Raw genomic sequence first — 17,306 nt, forward strand, 5'->3', positions numbered from 1 at the left:
CGGCCCTCCCGGCTGCGCGCTTGACACCCGGCTGGAGCGCCTGCATGGTTAGCCACATGAGTAACGAACCAACGGACTGGGACAGGGGCGGGCGGTCGCCGTGAAGGACGACGGGCGGCCCCTCTTCCTGCAGATCGCCGAGCAGATCGAGGCGTCGATCATCGACGGCTCGCTGCCGGAGGAGGGCCAGGTCCCGTCGACCAACGAGCTGGCCGCGTTCCACCGGATCAACCCGGCGACGGCCGCGAAGGGCGTGAACCAGCTCGTCGCCGACGGGGTGCTGTACAAGCGGAGGGGGATCGGGATGTTCGTCAGCACGGGTGCGCGCGCCCAGCTGCTGGAGCGACGCCGCGAGGAGTTCGCGAAGCAGTACGTCGCGCCGCTGCTGGCGGAGGCCGGCAGGCTCGGGATGGACACCGAGCAGATCAAGAAGATGATCGACGTCTGGGGGGACGACCGATGACGGCGGTGCGGATGCGCGGGGTCGTGAAGCGCTACGGCGATGTCACCGCGCTCGACGACGTGAACCTCGAGCTCAGGGAGAACACCGTCCACGGTCTGCTCGGCCGCAACGGCGCCGGCAAGACCACCATCATGCGGATCCTGACCGGGCAGGGCTTCGAGACCGCGGGTGAGGTGGAGGTCTTCGGCCTGCACCCGTTCGAGAACCCGACGGTGCTCGACCGGATCTGCTTCATCCGGGAGGGGCAGAAGTACCCGGACAGCTTCCGGGTGCGCGACGCGCTGAGTGCGGCGGCGATGTCCTACCCGAACTGGGACGCGGACTTCGCCGGGTCGCTGGTGGACGAGTTCGACCTGCGTCCGCGGCAGGGGATCAAGAAGCTCTCGCGCGGCCAGCTCTCCGCCGTCGGGGTGATCATCGGGCTGGCGTCGCGGGCGCCGCTGACCTTCTTCGACGAGCCCTACCTGGGCCTCGACGCGGTCGCCCGACAGCTGTTCTACGACCGGCTGCTCGCCGACTACGCCGCGCACCCGCGCACGGTCGTGCTGAGCACCCACCTGATCGACGAGGTCTCGGACCTGATCGAGCACGTCGTCCTGATCGACAGGGGCCGGATCCTCATGGCCGAGGACGCGGACGTGCTGCGCGGCCGGGCCGTCACGGTCACCGGTCCGGCGGCCGCCGTGCGGGCCTTCGTCGCCGGGCACACCGAGCTGCACCGCGAGGAGCTGGGGGGCTTCCTGCGGGTGACGCTCGAGGGCGCCGACCCCGACACCCGGCTGCGCTCCGAGGGGCTGGAGTTCGAGCCCGTCTCGCTCCAGCAGCTCGTGGTCCGCACGACCCAGCTCGCGACCGAGAGCCGCCGCGAGAACCACGACGGCCGGGAGCTGGCCGCGCGATGAGCGCCGCTCTCCACTGCGCCCCGTCCGCCCTCGACACGCCGGGCCGGCGGCGCCGCCCGCTCGGCGTCGCCCGGATGCAGGTGGTCAACCTGCCCGTGCAGGTGGGGTTGCCCTGGCTGATCCTCGGCCTCGCCTTCGCGGTCAACCTGGTGATCTTCGCGCTGGTGCCGGACGCGCCGCCCGGGGAACCGAAGGTGACCGGCGGGATCCTGTCGATCTACATGTTCGTGGTCGTGGCCCACCTGGTGACCATGACGCAGGTGTTCCCGTTCGCCCTCGGGCTGTCGGTGACCCGGCGGGACTTCTTCACCGGCACGTCGCTGTTCATCCTGGCCCAGTCCGCCGTGCAGGGCCTGCTGCTGACCCTGCTGCTCGGGCTGGAGCAGGCCACCGGCGGATGGGGGCAGGAGCTGCACTTCTTCGGGGTGCCCTTCCTGGTGCAGCAGAACTGGGTGCTGCAGTGGGTCGTCTACACGGTGCCCTTCCTGTTCTTCTCGTTCGTGGGCATCCTCGCGGGCACGATCTACGCGCGCTTCGGCCAGCTCGGGATGTGGATCACCTCGGTCGGCCTGGTGCTGCTCGGCGGGACGGCGGCGATCCTGCTCACCTGGCAACGGGCCTGGCCGGCCGTGGGCCGGTTCTTCGTGGACACGCCGACGTCCGTGCTGCTCGCGGGGTACCCGGCGGTCCTCGCGGCCCTCGCCGCGGGTGCCGCGTACCTGCTCCTGCGCCGCGCCGCGCCGTAGTCGGGCACGGCGGTGGGGGCCGCCGAGGGGGAGTCGTCGTCCCGGATCGGGGGGTCCGGGACGACGGCGTGTCCGCGATCAGGTCCGCACGAGGAGGTCGGGCTCGGGGAGGGTGGCGAAGTACCGGCGCTCCTGGGCGAGGAAGCGGGCGCGGTGCGGGGCGTACCCCGGCCAGTCGGCTCGGGCGCGCAGCCTGCGCTCCCGGTCCGCGGGCGGGCAGTCGACCTGGATCGCCGTGCTGGTGAAGGGGCGCAGCGCGGCGGCACCCGAGCCGCACCCCTCCAGCACCACCACGGGTGCGCAGGGCTGGGTGCGCAGGCCGGGCGACCGCTCGCCGCGCTCCCAGTCCCACGGCCGCCAGCGGGCGGGACGGCCGTGGAAGAGCGGCTCGGCCACCCAGTCGCGGGCCAGCGGCACCGCTGCGGCGAGGCCGTCCCACCCGGGGTAGAGCTCCTCGATCGAGAGCACCGGCGCCGCGAGCGTCCGGCCGAGCAGTTCGGCCAGCACGCTCTTGCCCGAGCCCGACCAGCCGTCGACGGTGACCAGCCGGCACCCGCCGGGCCCGGGAGGACGCTCCCGGACGAGGTCGGGTAGGGCGCCGGTGCCCGTCTCCACCCCGTCAGCCTGCCCGCCCGGGGAGCCCGAGGTCGTCAGGCCCCCCGCTTCCTTCCGCCGGGCGCGGTGTCCCCGGAGGGCGTCGACCAGCAGGAAGGCCTGCAGGCTGGTGCCGAACCCCCGCGAGGAATGCGTCCGATCCGGTCGGCCCTCGCCAAATGGCTCGACCCCCGCGCCCCGGCCCACCACACTCGCGGCCGTGACCGTCTCCTTGTGTTCCCTGGACGAGCCGTTGCTCGTCGCCCTGCTCGACGCCGCCGTGGCGGGTGCCGAGCCGGTCGAGGTCATGCCGCCGGTCGCCGGTGCCGACGGGTGGACCGACGCCACGCGGGCCGCCTTCCTCACCTTCCACCGCAGCCGCTCGGTCGGCGCGGTGGCCCCCGTGGAGCGGACCTGGGCGATCCTCGACGCGGACACGGTCGTGGGAGCGGGCCGGCTCGAGCCGATGGCCGAGGGCCTGGAGATCGGGCTCTGGCTCGTCCGCGGGGCCCGCGGCCGGGGGATCGGCCGCGCGGCCGTCGTCGAGCTGGTCGCGCGGGCCGGGGACCGGCCCGTCGTCGCCGCGACGACGGCGGACAACGCCGCCGCGGTCGCGGTGCTGCGCGAGCTCGGCGCGGTGCTGGTCGAGAGCGAGGGTGCGGTGCACGCGGTCCTGCCGGGCGGACGGGTCCCCGAAGGAGCCGCGGCCGGCTCCCGGTGAGGGCCCGCCCGGTCGAGCTGCGCTGGTGCTCGCGGCGTTCGCGGGGTAGGCCTGGGGTATGAGGTCAGCCTTCTACGACCGCACCGGGCCCGCACGCGAGGTGCTGCAGGTCGGCACCGTCGACACCCCCGAGCCCGGATCGGGGCAGGTCCGCGTCCGTGTCCGGGTGTCGGCGGTCAACCCGACGGACACCAAGACCCGGGACGGCACGACCGCCCGGCCCTTCGACGGGGTCCGGGTCCCGCACCAGGACGGCGTGGGGGAGATCGACGCCGTCGGCGCGGGGGTGGACGCCGCCCGGGTCGGGCAACGGGTGTGGCTCTGGCTCGCCTCGCCCGGCGGAGCGGGCGGCGCCCCGCTCGCGGAGTGGGGCACGGCCGCCGAGTACTGCGTGGTGCCCCAGGAACAGGCGGTCCCGCTGCCGGAGTCGGCGTCCGACGAGCTCGGCGCCTGTCTCGGGGTCCCCGCGCTGACCGCCTACCACTGCCTGTTCACCGGCGGCTCCCCGCACGGGACGAACGTGCTGGTCGCGGGCGGGGCGGGCGCCGTCGGCCACTACGCGGTCGAGATCGCGGGATGGGCCGGGGCCACCGTGGTCGCCACGGTGTCGGGCCCGGAGAAGGCCGAGCTGGCGAAGCAGGCCGGTGCCGACCTCGTCGTCAACTACCGGGAGCCCGACGTCGAGCAGCAGATCCGCGCGCTGGTCCCGCAGGTCGACCGGGTCGTCGAGGTGGCGCTCGCGGCGAACCTCGACCTCGACCTGGGGCTGCTGGCGAACGGCGGGACGATCGTCACCTACGCCGCGGCGCAGGACCCCACGATCCCGGTGCGGCGGCTGATGACGGCGAACGCGACGCTGCGGTTCGTGCTGCTCTACGGGGTGGCGCGCGAGGAGCTGGCGGCGGCCGCGCGTGAGATCACGGTGGCGGTGTCCGAGGGGGCGCTCAGCCCGCTGCCCGTGCAGCGTTTCCCGCTCGACGAGATCGCCGCGGCCCACGAGGCGGTCGAGTCGGGGACGACCGGGAAGGTGCTGGTCGACATCGGGTAGGTCGACCCGGACGGCCGCGTGCGAGCCCGCCGTGCGTGGGTAGCCCTTCGGCATGTCCGACCGGTCCACCTCCGAGCCCATCACCGTCGTCGGCCTGCTGGCGGACCCGAACCTGCCCGGGGAGCTGGCCACCCGCCTCGCGGACGGCCTGCCGCAGGTCCTCTCCGCACGGCTGGACGTGCCGCGCACGTGGCGTGTCGAGACCGTCGTCGAGCCGTTCGAGGCCAACGACCGCGGCGAGGGTGCCCTCGACCGGGCGCGGGAGCGGGTCCGCCGGACGCGGTGGGACGTCGCCGTCTGCCTCACCGACGTGCCGGCCAAGTCCAGCGGCGTCCCGGTCGTCGCGCAGGTGGGCGAGCGCGAGCGGGTCGCCGTCATCTCCGTGCCCGCCCTCGGCGGCGTCCGCCTGCTGCCGCGGGTGCGCGACGCCGTCGTCGACCTGGTCGGGAGGTTGCTCGGGATCGACGCGGCGCCGGCGGCGCGGCGCCCCACCCGCCGGACGGCGCTGCTGCACGAGCCCGGCGCGACGACCGAGGACACCGACGAGACCGTCGTGACGCAGCGCGGCTCGTTGCGGCTGCTCGCGGGCATGGTCCGCACGAACCGGCCGTGGCGGCTCACCCTGGGACTGTCGGCCGCGCTCGCGGGGGCCGCGGCCGGGTCGGCCTTCGGGTTGCTCTACTCGAACCTCTGGGAGTTGGCCGCCGCACTGGACGTCTGGCGGCTCGCGCTGGCCTTCGTCGGTTCCCTCGCGATCTTCGTCTTCTGGCTCATCGTCGGACACCGGCTGTGGGAGCGCACGGGGCCGGAACGCGGCCTGGGCCGGCTGCTCAACCTCGGCACGGTGCTCACCCTCACCGTCGGCACCGGCGTCTTCTCGTTGGTCCTGCTCGTCCTGAACTCGGCGGTGGCCTCGGTGATCATCCCCGTCGACTACCTGGCCCAGGTGCTCGGCCGTCCCGTCGGGGTGGCGGAGTACGGGCGGATCGTGGTGCTGGCGACGATCATGGGCCTCGTCGCCGGGGCGGTCGGTTCGGGGCTGGAGGACGACGCCACGGTCCGCCAGGTCGCCTACGGCCACCGGCAGCAGGACCGCCGTGACCTGGCCGCCCGGCTCGAGACGGTGTCCGAGGAGGAGTAGCTACCCGACCACCGTCGCGGCGCCGTCCGCGGCGACCACCAGCCCCGTCCGGCCGCGCGCGGTGAGCCAGTCCGCCGCGCCGGGGCCGAGGGCGTAGGCGGCGGTCGCGTCCACGTCGGCGACCGTGAGCGAGGGCGCGAGCACGGTGACCGAACCGAGGCCGGCCGGGGGGAGCCCCGTGCGCGCGTCGACCACGTGGGCGCCGCGGTGGGCCGTCCCGGAGGTGGCGACGGCGCCGGTGCGGACCGGGACGACCGCGACGAACCGGCGCGGGTCGCGCGGGTCCTCGATCCCGATCCGCCACGGAGCGTCGTCGGGATGCAGGGTGCGACAGGTCAGGTCGCCGCCGGCGGAGAGGCAGAAGTCGGTGTCGGGCAACGCCTCCAGTGCGCCGGCCGCCCGCTCCACGGCCCAGCCCTTGACCACGCCGGAGGGGTCGAGCCGGCCGGCGCGACGGACGTCGAACGCCCCGCCGGAGTCCCGGCGGGCGGCCTCGCCGATCGCGAGGACCTCGCCGATCCCGTCCGGGCAGTCCCGCTCGTCGAGCTCGCCGCGGTCGAGGCGAGAGATCACCGAATCGGGCCGGTAGGTGCTGAAGACCCGATCGGCCTCGCGCAGGACGGCGAGTGCCCCGGTCCAGGCGCGGCGGGCACGGGCGTCGGTGGTGTGCCGGCCCCGCAGCGCCAGGCTGATCGGCATCCCCATCACGTGCTCGACGTATCGGGCGGGGCGGGGGGCGACGGTGGGGGCGGTCATCCCAGGCCCGCCCGGTCGAGGGCGCTCTGCAGGGACTCGACGTAGCCGTCGGAAGTCACGGTGGCCCCGCTGACCAGGTCGATGTCGGCGCTCTGCGCGGTCAGGGTCTCCTGCGTCAGGACGGGCAGGGCGTAGGCGTTGATCTGCTGGTCCTTGCCGTTGCCGTCCGGGTACTGCGGCACGGAGACGTCCGTGATCCTCCCGCCGGCCACGGTGATCGTCACCTGGACGGCGCCCCAGCGGGTCTGGGCGACGGAGCCGGTGTAGGTGGTGGTGGCGGTGCTCGCGCCGGAGTCGGTGCTGTCGGTGCCCGTGCTGCTGGTGCTCCCGGCGCCCGGCGCGGCGGCGGTGTCGGTGGCGGGCTCGGCGGAGGCGCCCGTCGAGGTCTTGTAGCCGAACAGCAGCACGACCACGGCGACCGTGCTGAGGAACCAGGTCAGGATGCGGCGCACGCGGTCACCATCCGAAGGTCTCGACGTGGATGCGGCTCTCCGGCACCCGGGCGGCGGCCAGGGACCGGCGGACCGAGGCGGTCCAGGCCTCGGGGCCGCAGAGGTAGACGTCGCGCCGGGCGACGTCGGGGATCAGGGTGAGGAGGACGGTCGGATCGTCGGCGGGACCGGCGCCGTCGCCGAGCCAGGAGTCGGGGGCGCGGCGCCGGCCCGGCAGCCAGTGCACGCGCAGGCCCCGCTCGTGGGCCAGGACGTCGAGCTCGCGGGCGAACAGCGGTGTGCCGGTGCCGCGCTGGAGCAGCACGGCGTCGCCCGGGGCGTACGGCAGCTCCTCGGCGAGGGCGCGTAGCGGTGTGATGCCCACGCCGGCGCCGATCAGCGCGATCCGGTCGCGGGTGCGCGGTCGGGCCGTCAACCGGCCGTACGGACCCTCGATCAGGGCTCGGGTCCCCGGCCGGAGGTTGCGGACCAGCCGGCTGCCGTCGCCGAGGTCCTTGACCGTGATGCGCAGGCTGCGTCCGTCGGGGGCGGCGGACAGGGAGTACGGATGAGCTCGGGTCCAGCCCGGCCCGCTGAGGAAACGCCACGTCAGGAACTGGCCCGCGGTGACCGGGAGACGGTCCGTGTGCCGGCCGGTCACGTACACCGACACGACGTCGGGCGCCTCGGGGACGATCGAGGTCACCCGGAGGTCGTGCCGCAGCGAGCGGAGGACCGGCAGGCCGACCCGCCACACCAGGACCGCCGCGGCTGCCGAGGCCCACAGCGTCCACCAGAAGACCGTGGCGGCCGTCGAGGAGAGGAACTCCTGGCCGGTCCACAGCTGGTGCGGCAGCGCGAGCCCGACGCCGAGGTAGGCGTAGAAGTGCAGGAGGTGCCAGGACTCGTGCCGCAGCCGGCTCCGCGCGGCCCGCACACTCGTCACCACGACGAGAACGAGGCAGATCGTACCGGCCAGGGCCAGCAGCATCCCGGGGTAGTCGACGGTCAGATTCCAGAACGTGGCTGGTAGGGCGCTGATGCGGCCGGCGGCGTAGCCCCACGTGATCAGCACGAGATGCGCGAGCATCAGTGTGAACGAGGTGAATCCGACCAGCCGGTGGGTCCGGGCGAGCCGGTCCTGGCCGACCGCCCGTTCCACCGGGGGGATCCGCGCCATCAGCACCACCTGGATCAGCAGGAGGTCCGAGGCCAGCAGCCCGGTCCAGCGACCCAGCGAGGTCAGGCCGTCCGTCCAGGAGCCGAGGTCGGCGACCCCGCCCCCGGCGATCCAGAGAGAGGTGACGACGACGAGGCTCGCGGCCGCGAGGACGCCGGCCAGGTAGCGGATCGCCGCGTCGGTGCGGGCCGGTCGGACGTCGACCCGGCTGCCGTGCCGGGCGGTGGACGGCTCGACGGTGACGCTCAACTCGGTCGTCCGGTGCTGCTGCGGCCACCGAGGCCCGGATCGCCGAGATGGTGCCGCTCGCCGCCGGGTCCGCCGGGTCCGCCGAGGCTGCCGACGGCACCGGCGACGCCGTCGATCCCGGTCGCGGGCGGCGCTGCCGCGGCATGCCCGATCGCGTAGCCGCCCACCCCGCCGGCGAGCACGAAGCCCGCGGCCGCGGCGGCCAGCACCACGGTCCGGCGCAGGCCCGTGCGGCGGGCCGGCGGTTCGGGGGTGACGGGTTGCAGGGCTGCCGAGGTGATGTCGTACACGGGGTGCGGAGCCTCGGATCCGGCGCGCTCCCGGGCCGGGACCGTCCCCGCCGGTTGGTCGGGGCGCGACAGGACGGGATGCGGGGAGGAGAGGGGTTCCCAGCGGGACCCGCTGGGCGAGACGTCGTTGCTCACGGTGCTCCTTCGGTGGCGTCTCCGGCCAGGGTGCGAGGGCTCCGTGGGTGAAGTCGGTGTGCGAGCTGTGAACCGGCTGTGGGCGCGAGGCGTGTCGGCGGTGGGTCAGGCGCCGGATCGATCTCGTGCACGGGACGTCGCGGCCGGGCCGCCTCTCAGGGCGACAACCCGCGCCGCAGGGTCGCGAGCGCGCGAGCGAGCAGCCGGGACACGTGCATCTGCGAGAGCGCGACCATCTCCCCGATCTCCGACTGGGTCTTGTTGCCGAAGAACCGCAGCAGCACGATCCGGCGCTCCCGCTCGGGCAACGTCGCCAGCATCGGCCACACGCTGCCCCGCATCTCCACGTCGTCCATGCCCGGGTCGGTGTCACCGAGCCGCTCGGCGAGGGGCGGATCGCCGGGCTCGATCGCGGCGTCCAGGCTCGCGCTGCGTCGCTCGGCCCGGACGCCGATCGCCTCGATCACCCGTCCGACGTCGACGTCCAGGCGCTCGGCGAGCTCGCTCGGCCGGGGCGCCCGGCCGAGGCGCTGGGTGAGCGGACCGGTGGCCTTGTCGACCGCCACGACCAGCTCCTTCACCGGCCGCGCCACCCGCACCGACCACGTGCGGTCCCGCAGGTGCCGCAGGATCTCCCCGCGCACGCACGGGACGACGTAGCCGAGCGCGTCGCCCCGCGCCGCGCCCGGGTCCCAGTGGTCGATGGCGTGGATCAGGCCGATCACGCCGGCCTGGGTCAGGTCCTCGCGGGCCGCGTCGTCGCCGTAGCGCCGCGCGAGGTGTTGCACGACCGGGAGGAACGCGAGGATCAGCGTGGACCGCAGCCCCGCCCGGCGCGGGTCGTCGCAGGGCAGTGCGGCGTACTCGGCGAGCGTCGGCAGGTGCCGGGCATAGTCACTGGGGACGTCCACCGTGCGCGCAGCCTCCTACGGGGAAGGGGACGGAGCCCGGCCGAGCCGGAGGGAGGCGAAACCGCCGCCACGTCCGCCGCTGTCCGCCGCTGTCTGCCGAACGGCGGTGCGCTCCTCCTGCCGGAGCGAGATGCCGGGCGAATGCCCGGGCGGGCGGTGGCCAAACCCGCACGCCTCGGGTTCGACCGCGTCGGCCGGTGGCCTGTCGGGCACGGAGGGCCGAGTGATCCTGACGGAACCTGTCAGGGTTGCCGGGCATCGTGTCCGGCATGAGCGACGGAGCACCACTGCACGGGACGGTCGCACTGGTCGCGGGGGCGACGCGGGGCGCCGGGCGGGGGATCGCCCTCGAGCTCGCGGCCGCGGGCGCGACGGTCTACGCCACCGGCCGCAGCACCACCGGCAGACCCTCGGAGTACGGGCGCGCCGAGACGATCGAGGAGACGGCGGAGCTGGCGGCGGGGACGCCCGGGCAGGTGGTCCCCGTCGTCGTCGACCACCTCGACCCGGTGCAGGTGGAGGCGCTCTGTGCCCGGATCGACGCCGAGCAGGGCCGGCTCCACCTGGTGGTCAACGACATCTTCGGCGGTGACCCGCTCACCCAGTGGTTCCGCCCGGTGTGGGAGCACTCGCTCGAGCACGGCCTGCACCTGCTGCGGCTCGCCATCGACACGCACATCGTGACCGCGCGGTACGCCTTCCCGCTGCTGATCCGCGAGCCGGGCGGCCTCGTCGTCGAGGTCACCGACGGCACGGCGGAGTACAACGCCGAGAACTACCGGTTGACCGTCTACTACGACCTGGCCAAGGTCGCGCCGATCCGGCTGGCCCGCAGCTGGGCGCACGAGCTGCGCGAGCACGGCGGCACCGCCGTCGCCGTGAGCCCCGGGTGGCTGCGTTCCGAGGTGATGCTGGACCACTACGGCGTGACCGAGGAGACCTGGCGGGACGCGCTGACCACCGTGCCGCACTTCGCGATCTCCGAGACCCCGCGGTTCGTCGGCCGCGGGATCGCCGCGCTCGCCGCGGACCCGGACCGGGCGCGCTGGACCGGCCGCTCGACCTCGAGCGGCGAGCTCGCGCAGGTCTACGGAGTCGACGACCTCGACGGTTCCCGGCCCGACGCGTGGCGCTACGTGGTGGAGGTGCAGGACGCGGGCAAGCCGGCCGACCCCACCGGCTACCGCTGACCTCGGCCGAGCGTCCCGCGGCGGGGCAGGGACCCGATCACGAGCGCGCCGAGCACCGGCACGGCGGTCAGCGCGAGGGTGCCGGGGACCCCGCTCGTCCGGCGGCGGGCCGAGTACATGCGCGCCGGCCGCCGGGTGGTGCGGGCCGGCGACCACGCGGCTCCGGTTCCGCGCGAGCCGGAGTGTGGTCGGCGCCTCGGGCTGCTCGAGCGCTGCGCGGACGTGCCGAGGCGGGCGTAGCCGACACCTCAGCTCCCGCTGCGCACCGTCACGTCGCCCAACAACGACCACACCCGCAGGCGGACGACGGGGGAACCGGGCACCCGGGGCACGGGCGCGAGATCGACCTTCTGGTCGCCGAGCAGCGAGAAGCCGCCGAGCTCGACCTCGACGCCCGCCGGGACCGTGAGCCGCACGTCACCGATCAGCGACCAGGTGTCGAGCACGATCGGCTCCGCGGCGTCGCCCTGGTCGACGACCGCTCCGCGCAGGTCCAGGTCGACGTCGCCGAGCAGCAGCAGCACGGTCGTCCGGCGGCGCAGCGACCAGCGGCCCCTGCGCTTCAGGTCGCCCAGCACGCCGACCAGCACCGACCGCCCCGGCCGGGTGGCGCCGACCACCGGCACCGGCAGATCGGCGAGGACGCGCTCGAGGGCCACGCCGTCGTCGGCCGCCCAGACCCGGCCGACCCGGTCGGTGAACTCGTCGAGGGTCAGTCGGCCCTCCCCGACGGCGCGTTCGAGCCGTTGCTGCGCGTCGCGGCGACGAGGTTCGAGATCGTCGGGGACGGCGGCGGTCACGGCCCGACCGTACCGGCCCACGTCGTGATGCGGAGCCACCCGGACCGTCAGGCTCGCCGACGGAGGTGGTCGGTCAGCCGGCGAGCCGGACCGCGGCGGTCGCCGTGCGCCACCGCTCGTCGAGCCGGGTGGAACCCACCGTGCCGGCGCGGTGACAGTCCTCGATCGTGCCGATCAGCCGGTAGAGGGCCTCCGCGACGAAGCCGGCCGGCAGGGTCGCGACGGCGGAGCTCGCCTCGGAGATCGCCTGCGAGACCCGCGGCGAGCGCGGCGCGTGCCGCAGCGCGGCGATGGCGAAGTAGACGGCGCGGAGGGCGCGCCGCAGCTCGCGGTCCTGGCCCGGCCCGCGCCGCCCGCCCTCCGTCCGGCCCTGCTGGTGGAGCCGTCCGTCCATCTGCACACACCTCCTGCTCGCCCGAGGACATCGTCAACGTCTGGTTGACGATCGTCAACCTATCATTGACGAGGGAAGCGTCAAGCTAGCATTGACGTGTGTCGGGTGACAGCGGCCTCAAGCACGTGCACAAGGCCCTCGCCGCCCTCGCCGCCGCCGCGAACCCCTTGGAGGCCCTGGCCGCCGCGAGGGACCTCCGCGTCGCCGCGGAGGAGGTCGAGCGCCGCCGCGCCGCCGAGGCCCGCGAGGCCGGGGCCAGTTGGTCGAGGATCGGCGCCCTCTACGGCACCACCAAGCAGAACGTCCAGCAGCGCTTCGGCGCCGCCCGGAAACGCGCGGCGGAGGAGCCGGCCTGACCCGACCGTCCCCCCGCGAGGGGGCTCGGCGACGCGGCGCCCCGACCGTCGGTCCTCGTCAGTGCAGCAGCATCTTCAGCCCGATGACCACCCCGCCCAGCGCTGCGCTGCACAGGCCCCACCCGATCGCCTGGAGCCGGGTCGCACCGGCCCGGCGGGCCGCCACGTGCCCGAAGCCGCCGAGCATCAGCGTGGCGAGGCCGAGCGCGGAGAACACCGCGAGGCCCAGCCGGCCGGTGAGCAGCGCGACGACGACGAGGAGGACGAGCGGGGTCAGCCCCGCCTCGACGACCGGGAGCCCGCGGCGCAACGCGGTCAGCACCCGCTCGCGCCGCCCCGCCGCGTGGACGGCGGCGGCGAGGACCTCCGCGTACCGCTCGGCGGCCCAGTACACCGCGACCGTCACGACCGCGGTGAGGACCGTCTCGGTCAGGTCGGCGTGCGCGCTGCCGACGGCGATCGCGGCGGCGCCGATGACCGTGCCGTAGATGGCCTGGGCGAGGTCCCGCTCACTTCGCCACCGGTGATGGCCCAGGACGCTCCGGTGCAGCACCCTGCGAACCGGTCCCGGCGGGGTCGTCCCGCCCGGGGCCCGGCCGGCCGTGGCACTCACTCCTGGTCTCGCCGGCGTCGCCGGTGGACGAGCACCCACGCCGCCCCGGCCAGCGCCAGCCCGCCGAGGAACACGCCCGCCTCGGCGGCCACCAGGCCGACGAGGATGCAGAGCACCGCCAGTGTGGTCAGCACGGGCAGGAGCCAGCGGCGCCGCCGTGCGGGCGGTCCCGGTCCCAGCCCGAGCCGCCGGTCGAGATCCGGGTCCTCCGCGCGAAGCTGGCGTTCGATCGCCGTCAGCAGGCGCTCCTCGTCGCCGCTCAGCACGGCGCACACCCCGTACCGGGTGTCCCCGTCCGTTCGTCCCCCGCAGGCACCGCGACCTCCCTGGTTCGCCTGCGACGGACGATGGGCGGTCCGGCGCCCGCGCACCTCGCCCCGGCGGGGTGAAGGTGGGTGGGCGACGAGGCGTTCGGAGTAGCCCCCGCCGTCCGGCCGTTTCGGGGCTTTCGCCACTTCACGCGCTGCGACCGCGATGACACCGTGGCCGGACGGTCCAGGTCGGGGCCGGGGTGGGAAGGGGTGGTCGGCGATGGGCGTGCGCTCGGCGGGTGTTGACCGGGACCGGCCGGGCAGGGTCCGGTGAGCATGGCCCGCCGGGAGTACTACCACCATCCGTGCCCGCCGCGGCCGACGATCGTCGCCCCCAGCGTCTTCGCCGTGGTGCGCGACGACGCCGACCGCATCCTGCTCGTCCGCCGCGCCGACGACGGGTTCTGGGAGCTCCCCGGCGGCCGCGTCGAGGTCGGGGAGTCCGCGGTCGACGCGGTCGAGCGGGAGGTGGCCGAGGAGAGCGGCGTGACGATCAAGGTCCTGCACGTGGCCGGGGTGTACAGCGACCCGGGGCACGTGATCGTCGACACCGCGGGCGAGGTCCGCCAGCAGTTCGCCCTGTGCGTGCACGCCCGGCCCCTGTCCGGGGTCCCCCGCCCGGACGGCGAGGAGACCCGCGAGGCGGCCTGGGTGGCCGTCGACCGCCTCGGCGCCCTGGCGATGCACCCGGCCATGCGCGAGCGGCTCGAGCGCGCACTGGCCGAACCCGACCACGGGCATGTCGGCTGAGACGCCTTCTCCCGTGGGGAGGCGCGCGCTCCTGCGCCCGGACGGTGGCGCAAGGGCCGGGCGGCCCCTGTCGGGCGCCGGCCGGTGCGGGGGAGACTGACCGCCGTGACGAGTGATCAGGCTCCCGCGGCCGAGCAGCTGCTGCGCGTGGAGTCGCGCCGGACGGGGTCCGCGACGGTGGTGACGGTCTCGGGCGAGGTGGACATGTACACCGCCCCGCGCCTGGAGGCAGCCGTCGGTCGGGCGCTGGCCGATCCGGCCGTCGGCCCGATCGTGGTCGACCTGACGAACGTCGAGTTCCTCGACCAGGCCGGACTGGCGGCACTGGTGGACGCGCACCGCGCGGCCGAGCGGCAGGACGACCCGCTCCGGGTGGTCGTCGACCACAACCGCCCGGTGATCCGACCGCTCGAGATCACGGGTCTGGAACGGGTGCTGGCCCTGTACCACGACGTCGCCGAGGCCCTGGGCGAGCCGATCTGACCGACCCGGCGATCAGCGGGCAGCGGCGCGCCGGTGGCCCGACTGGCCGTGCCGCGGGGAGGACCGTCACACTCTCGTGTGGTGCGCACGCGGCGGGATGGGTCGGAGGGGAACACGGAGCCGTCCTCGGGGGCGGCCCCGGCCCGTGTCGCGCCCACCGGAACCTGGCGCAGGCGCCTGCCCGCGGTCCTGGAGACGCTCGGCCTCGTCCGATCCGGGCTGCGCCGCTGGCTGGCGCAGCTGGGTTGGCCCGAGGACGCCGCCCTGGACGTCCTGCTCGCGGTCAACGAGGCGGTCAGCAACGCCGTGGAGCACGGGTTCCCGCCGGCCGGATCACCCGACGGGGTCGTGGACGTCGCCGCCGAGGTCGAGTGGATCGGCGGGGACCGGCGCCTCCGGCTACGGATCCGCGACAACGGCTGCTGGCTGCCGCGTCCGGGACCGGAGGTCGAGGTGAACCGCCGCCGTGGGTTGCCGATGATGAGCGCGCTGATGGACGAGGTCCGGATCCACCGGGGCGGGCCGGAGCCGGGAGACGGCACCGAGGTCGTCCTGCTCGGTCCCCGGGTACCCGCGCCCTGACCCCTGCGCCGCGGCAGGGCGCCGGGCGTACCGAGGCGCTCCCGCACCCCCGCTCCGACGCGGGTCGAGCCCCGCCCCGGATCGGGTCGTCCTCGCTGCGGAAGGGCGGTGCCAGGGGCGCCGGGGGGCGGCCCGGAGCGGGTTCCCCTTCGGCCCTGTCGCCCCGCTCACATCTGGCCCACACTGCGAGGGGGAGCAGCGAGCGGGAGGAGCGGAGATGGCCGTGTGTCTGGCGGAGCCGGGGGTCCGGCCCCTGGTCCGGCCGCCCGAGCGGACCGGCGGGCGGACCGTCCTCGCGACGGCCCGCGCGATCCTGGAGCGCGGATGGCTGCAGCACGGCTGGTGCACCGACAGCCGCCCCTCGACGCTGGCGCGGCTCGTGTCGGGGCCGCCGCGCTCGGACGAGGTGGAGCAGGCCTGCCTGGTCGGAGCGCTGACCGTCGCGGCGCACCGGGGTGGCCGGCTGGTCAACGTCGAGCGGGACGCGATGCCGTGGATCGGGCTCGTCTGGCGGTGCCTGCCCGGCTCTGGTGAGCGGCCCGCTCCGGTGCTGCGCGGGCCTCGGGGAGCGGCCCTGATCCGTGACCTCACCACCTGGAACGACGCCCCGCAGCGCACCCGGGACGACGTCCTCACCCTGCTGGAGGCCGCGGAGCGGCGCGCCCCGGCCGGCTGAGGGGCCGAGGCCCGCGACTCAGCGGGTCGTGGGGTTCGCCCGGGGTCCGGCGGCGAGCAGCCGGCCGAAGGACTCGAGGGCCCGGACCGCCGTCGCGTCGGCGGCGTCGACCACCCCGAGGAAGGCCGCGTAGCCGTGGATGAGCCCGGGCCCGGGGACGTGGTCGACGCTCACGCCCGACGCCTGGAGGTGCTCGGCGTGGGCGATGCCCTCGTCCCGCAGCGGGTCGAACTCCGCCGTCGCGACGACGGCGGGCGCGACGCCGGTCGGGTCTGCCCCGAGCAGGTCCACCACCGCGAGCCCGCGGTCCCCGGGAGCGGCGCTCGCCAGTGGATCACGCGCCGGGGGGGTTCACGCCGGGCGGCGGCCGGGCCGGGATCCGGACAAACCCGACGATAGAGTCGCCCGTGTGCGTGCACTCCTGTCGTCCCGCCGGCTCCTGACCGGCCTCGCCGTCGCCGTCCTCACGCTCGGCCTGGCCGCGTGCGGCGGAGGCTCGTCGAGCACCGAGTGCGGGCTCGACGGCTGCACCGTCACGTTCCCGCGCAACGGCGCCGCCGCGGTCTCCGTCCTCGGGGTCGAGGCCCGCCTGGTCGGGGTGGAGAACGACGTCGCCGAGCTCCGGGTCGCCGGTCAGCAGGTCCGGGTGCCGGTCGGCGGGCAGACCGAGGCGGGCGGCTTCACCGTCGGCGTGGAGCGGGTCACCGACTCGGAGGTGGTCGTGCGGGTGCGTCCCTGAGGCGCAGCCTCGAACGGCACGACCTCCGGGTCGGGGCGATCGGCGCGACCACGTCGCCTCGTACACCGCCCGGCCCGCCCGTGGCCTCCGGCCCCCGGGTCTGGGACCGTACGACCGGGCGGTCTCTCGGACGGACGGTGGGCGATGGGGCACGGCATCTCCTGGATCGGGCGCGCGGGCCTGCGGACCGGCCTGGCCGCCCTCGCCGCGCTGGCGTCGGTCGGTCTGGCGGGGACGGCCTGTGCAGGAACCACGGTCACGACGGGATCCGGCACCGTCCGGACCGAGAACCGGCCGGTCCCCGGCTTCGACGCGGTGGAGTTCGCCGGCGCGGGCACGCTCGCCATCGAGCAGACGGGGGCCGAGTCGCTCGAGGTCACCGCCGACGAGGCCGTGTTGCCGTCGCTCACCAGCGAGGTGGACGGGACCACGCTGACGCTCGGCCTCCGCGAAGGGACGATCCCGGTGCGGGCCGACCGGATCAGCTTCCGGGTCACCGTCCGGGAGCTCACGGGCCTCACGGTGTCGGGGGCCGGCAGCGTCACCGTGAACGGGGTGGACGGCCCCGAGCTCGCCATCACCCACGGTGGAGCGGCCCGGGTCGTCGTGTCCGGCCGGGTGACCCGGCAGGTGGTGGACCTGACCGGGGTGGGCGAGTACGACGCCGTGGACCTGGCGTCCGAGGAGGCCGACGTGACGGTCAGCGGGGCGGGCTCGGCGGTGGTCGACGTGAGCCGGTCCCTGCAGGCGCGGGTCACCGGCGTCGGCAGCATCCGCTACGAGGGCTCACCCCGGGTCACGCAGGAGATCACCGGGCTCGGGGAGGTCACGCGGCAGTAGCGACC

Annotated in this window: 25 protein-coding genes; 14 read left to right on the forward strand and 11 right to left on the reverse strand. The window is 75.2% G+C overall.

The window, feature by feature from the left end; all coding sequences use genetic code 11:
- Positions 1–100 precede the first annotated feature (100 nt).
- Genes ACL02T_RS24535 through ACL02T_RS24545 form a run of 3 tightly spaced genes read left to right on the forward strand, consistent with a single transcriptional unit; the run spans position 101 to position 2,111 of the window.
- A complete protein-coding gene (locus ACL02T_RS24535) occupies positions 101–463 on the forward strand; it encodes a GntR family transcriptional regulator (protein WP_412833111.1) in 363 nt (120 codons plus the stop codon).
- The gene (locus ACL02T_RS24540) at positions 460–1,365 is read left to right on the forward strand and encodes an ABC transporter ATP-binding protein (protein ID WP_412833112.1); all 906 of its coding nucleotides are present in this window, start codon (positions 460–462) and stop codon (positions 1,363–1,365) included. Before ACL02T_RS24535 ends, ACL02T_RS24540 begins: the two co-directional genes overlap by 4 nt.
- A complete protein-coding gene (locus ACL02T_RS24545; RefSeq protein WP_412833113.1) occupies positions 1,362–2,111 on the forward strand; it encodes a hypothetical protein in 750 nt (249 codons plus the stop codon). The genes ACL02T_RS24540 and ACL02T_RS24545 overlap by 4 nt, the downstream gene beginning before the upstream one ends.
- Positions 2,112–2,189: 78 nt before the next feature.
- On the opposite strand, the gene ACL02T_RS24550 is transcribed toward ACL02T_RS24545, so the two are convergent.
- Entirely contained in the window at positions 2,190–2,726 is a 537-nt protein-coding gene (locus tag ACL02T_RS24550) for a nucleoside/nucleotide kinase family protein (protein ID WP_412833114.1), read from the reverse strand.
- Between the two features lie 199 nt (positions 2,727–2,925).
- Between ACL02T_RS24550 and ACL02T_RS24555 the strand changes: the two genes are divergently transcribed.
- The 3 genes from ACL02T_RS24555 to ACL02T_RS24565 are packed head-to-tail and all read left to right on the forward strand — an operon-like array spanning position 2,926 to position 5,615.
- Positions 2,926–3,426, forward strand: coding sequence for a GNAT family N-acetyltransferase (locus tag ACL02T_RS24555; protein ID WP_412833115.1), 501 nt, complete (start codon positions 2,926–2,928; stop codon positions 3,424–3,426).
- A 58-nt stretch (positions 3,427–3,484) separates the two neighbouring features.
- The gene (locus ACL02T_RS24560; protein ID WP_412833116.1) at positions 3,485–4,474 is read left to right on the forward strand and encodes an NADPH:quinone reductase; all 990 of its coding nucleotides are present in this window, start codon (positions 3,485–3,487) and stop codon (positions 4,472–4,474) included.
- A gap of 52 nt (positions 4,475–4,526) precedes the next feature.
- Positions 4,527–5,615, forward strand: a complete 1,089-nt coding sequence (locus ACL02T_RS24565; protein WP_412833117.1) for a hypothetical protein — start codon at positions 4,527–4,529, stop codon at positions 5,613–5,615.
- On the opposite strand, the gene ACL02T_RS24570 is transcribed toward ACL02T_RS24565, so the two are convergent.
- The 5 genes from ACL02T_RS24570 to ACL02T_RS24590 form a co-directional block, all read right to left on the reverse strand.
- Positions 5,616–6,371: an FAD:protein FMN transferase gene (locus ACL02T_RS24570; protein WP_412833118.1), complete on the reverse strand. Its 756-nt coding sequence runs from the start codon at positions 6,369–6,371 to the stop codon at positions 5,616–5,618.
- A complete protein-coding gene (locus ACL02T_RS24575; RefSeq protein ID WP_412833119.1) occupies positions 6,368–6,823 on the reverse strand; it encodes an FMN-binding protein in 456 nt (151 codons plus the stop codon). The genes ACL02T_RS24570 and ACL02T_RS24575 overlap by 4 nt, the downstream gene beginning before the upstream one ends.
- Positions 6,824–6,827: 4 nt before the next feature.
- Entirely contained in the window at positions 6,828–8,231 is a 1,404-nt protein-coding gene (locus tag ACL02T_RS24580; protein ID WP_412833120.1) for a ferredoxin reductase family protein, read from the reverse strand.
- The gene (locus ACL02T_RS24585) at positions 8,228–8,656 is read right to left on the reverse strand and encodes a hypothetical protein (protein WP_412833121.1); all 429 of its coding nucleotides are present in this window, start codon (positions 8,654–8,656) and stop codon (positions 8,228–8,230) included. Before ACL02T_RS24585 ends, ACL02T_RS24580 begins: the two co-directional genes overlap by 4 nt.
- Before the next feature lie 155 nt (positions 8,657–8,811).
- Positions 8,812–9,567 carry a sigma-70 family RNA polymerase sigma factor gene (locus tag ACL02T_RS24590; protein ID WP_412833122.1) on the reverse strand — a complete coding sequence of 252 codons (756 nt, stop codon included), beginning with the start codon at positions 9,565–9,567 and terminating at the stop codon, positions 8,812–8,814.
- Positions 9,568–9,836: 269 nt separating this feature from the next.
- Here ACL02T_RS24590 and ACL02T_RS24595 point away from each other — a divergent pair, with 269 nt between their 5' ends.
- Positions 9,837–10,757 carry an SDR family oxidoreductase gene (locus ACL02T_RS24595; RefSeq protein WP_412833123.1) on the forward strand — a complete coding sequence of 307 codons (921 nt, stop codon included), beginning with the start codon at positions 9,837–9,839 and terminating at the stop codon, positions 10,755–10,757.
- Between the two features lie 248 nt (positions 10,758–11,005).
- Here the strand turns inward: ACL02T_RS24595 and ACL02T_RS24600 are convergent, their stop codons facing one another.
- Together ACL02T_RS24600 and ACL02T_RS24605 are read right to left on the reverse strand one after the other, a co-directional pair.
- The gene (locus ACL02T_RS24600; protein WP_412833124.1) at positions 11,006–11,557 is read right to left on the reverse strand and encodes a DUF1707 SHOCT-like domain-containing protein; all 552 of its coding nucleotides are present in this window, start codon (positions 11,555–11,557) and stop codon (positions 11,006–11,008) included.
- 73 nt (positions 11,558–11,630) lie between these two features.
- Entirely contained in the window at positions 11,631–11,951 is a 321-nt protein-coding gene (locus tag ACL02T_RS24605) for a hypothetical protein (RefSeq protein WP_412833125.1), read from the reverse strand.
- 98 nt (positions 11,952–12,049) lie between these two features.
- Between ACL02T_RS24605 and ACL02T_RS24610 the strand changes: the two genes are divergently transcribed.
- On the forward strand, positions 12,050–12,307 hold the full coding sequence (locus ACL02T_RS24610) for a hypothetical protein (RefSeq protein WP_412833126.1): 258 nt from the start codon (positions 12,050–12,052) through the stop codon (positions 12,305–12,307).
- 58 nt (positions 12,308–12,365) lie between these two features.
- On the opposite strand, the gene ACL02T_RS24615 is transcribed toward ACL02T_RS24610, so the two are convergent.
- Entirely contained in the window at positions 12,366–12,860 is a 495-nt protein-coding gene (locus ACL02T_RS24615; RefSeq protein ID WP_412833127.1) for a hypothetical protein, read from the reverse strand.
- 56 nt (positions 12,861–12,916) lie between these two features.
- Positions 12,917–13,186: a DUF3040 domain-containing protein gene (locus ACL02T_RS24620; RefSeq protein WP_412833128.1), complete on the reverse strand. Its 270-nt coding sequence runs from the start codon at positions 13,184–13,186 to the stop codon at positions 12,917–12,919.
- 321 nt (positions 13,187–13,507) lie between these two features.
- Here ACL02T_RS24620 and ACL02T_RS24625 point away from each other — a divergent pair, with 321 nt between their 5' ends.
- The 4 genes from ACL02T_RS24625 (at position 13,508) to ACL02T_RS24640 (ending at position 15,722) form a co-directional block, all read left to right on the forward strand.
- Complete coding sequence (locus tag ACL02T_RS24625) at positions 13,508–13,981, forward strand: NUDIX hydrolase (protein ID WP_412833129.1); 474 nt, start codon at positions 13,508–13,510, stop codon at positions 13,979–13,981.
- 105 nt (positions 13,982–14,086) lie between these two features.
- A complete protein-coding gene (locus ACL02T_RS24630) occupies positions 14,087–14,464 on the forward strand; it encodes an anti-sigma factor antagonist (protein WP_412833130.1) in 378 nt (125 codons plus the stop codon).
- An 81-nt stretch (positions 14,465–14,545) separates the two neighbouring features.
- Complete coding sequence (locus tag ACL02T_RS24635) at positions 14,546–15,046, forward strand: ATP-binding protein (RefSeq protein WP_412833131.1); 501 nt, start codon at positions 14,546–14,548, stop codon at positions 15,044–15,046.
- Positions 15,047–15,263: 217 nt separating this feature from the next.
- Positions 15,264–15,722 (forward strand): DUF6197 family protein, encoded by a 459-nt coding sequence (locus ACL02T_RS24640; RefSeq protein WP_412833132.1) that lies wholly within the window; start codon positions 15,264–15,266, stop codon positions 15,720–15,722.
- A gap of 18 nt (positions 15,723–15,740) precedes the next feature.
- On the opposite strand, the gene ACL02T_RS24645 is transcribed toward ACL02T_RS24640, so the two are convergent.
- On the reverse strand, positions 15,741–16,016 hold the full coding sequence (locus tag ACL02T_RS24645; protein WP_412833133.1) for an alpha/beta hydrolase fold domain-containing protein: 276 nt from the start codon (positions 16,014–16,016) through the stop codon (positions 15,741–15,743).
- 115 nt (positions 16,017–16,131) lie between these two features.
- On the opposite strand from ACL02T_RS24645, the gene ACL02T_RS24650 reads away from it, so the two are divergent.
- Positions 16,132–16,461, forward strand: coding sequence for a hypothetical protein (locus tag ACL02T_RS24650; protein ID WP_412833134.1), 330 nt, complete (start codon positions 16,132–16,134; stop codon positions 16,459–16,461).
- Positions 16,462–16,605: 144 nt separating this feature from the next.
- A complete protein-coding gene (locus ACL02T_RS24655; RefSeq protein ID WP_412833135.1) occupies positions 16,606–17,301 on the forward strand; it encodes a GIN domain-containing protein in 696 nt (231 codons plus the stop codon).
- Positions 17,302–17,306: the final 5 nt, after the last annotated feature.

It is taken from the genome of Pseudonocardia oceanicola (assembly GCF_047200735.1).
GTDB lineage: Bacteria > Actinomycetota > Actinomycetes > Mycobacteriales > Pseudonocardiaceae > Pseudonocardia.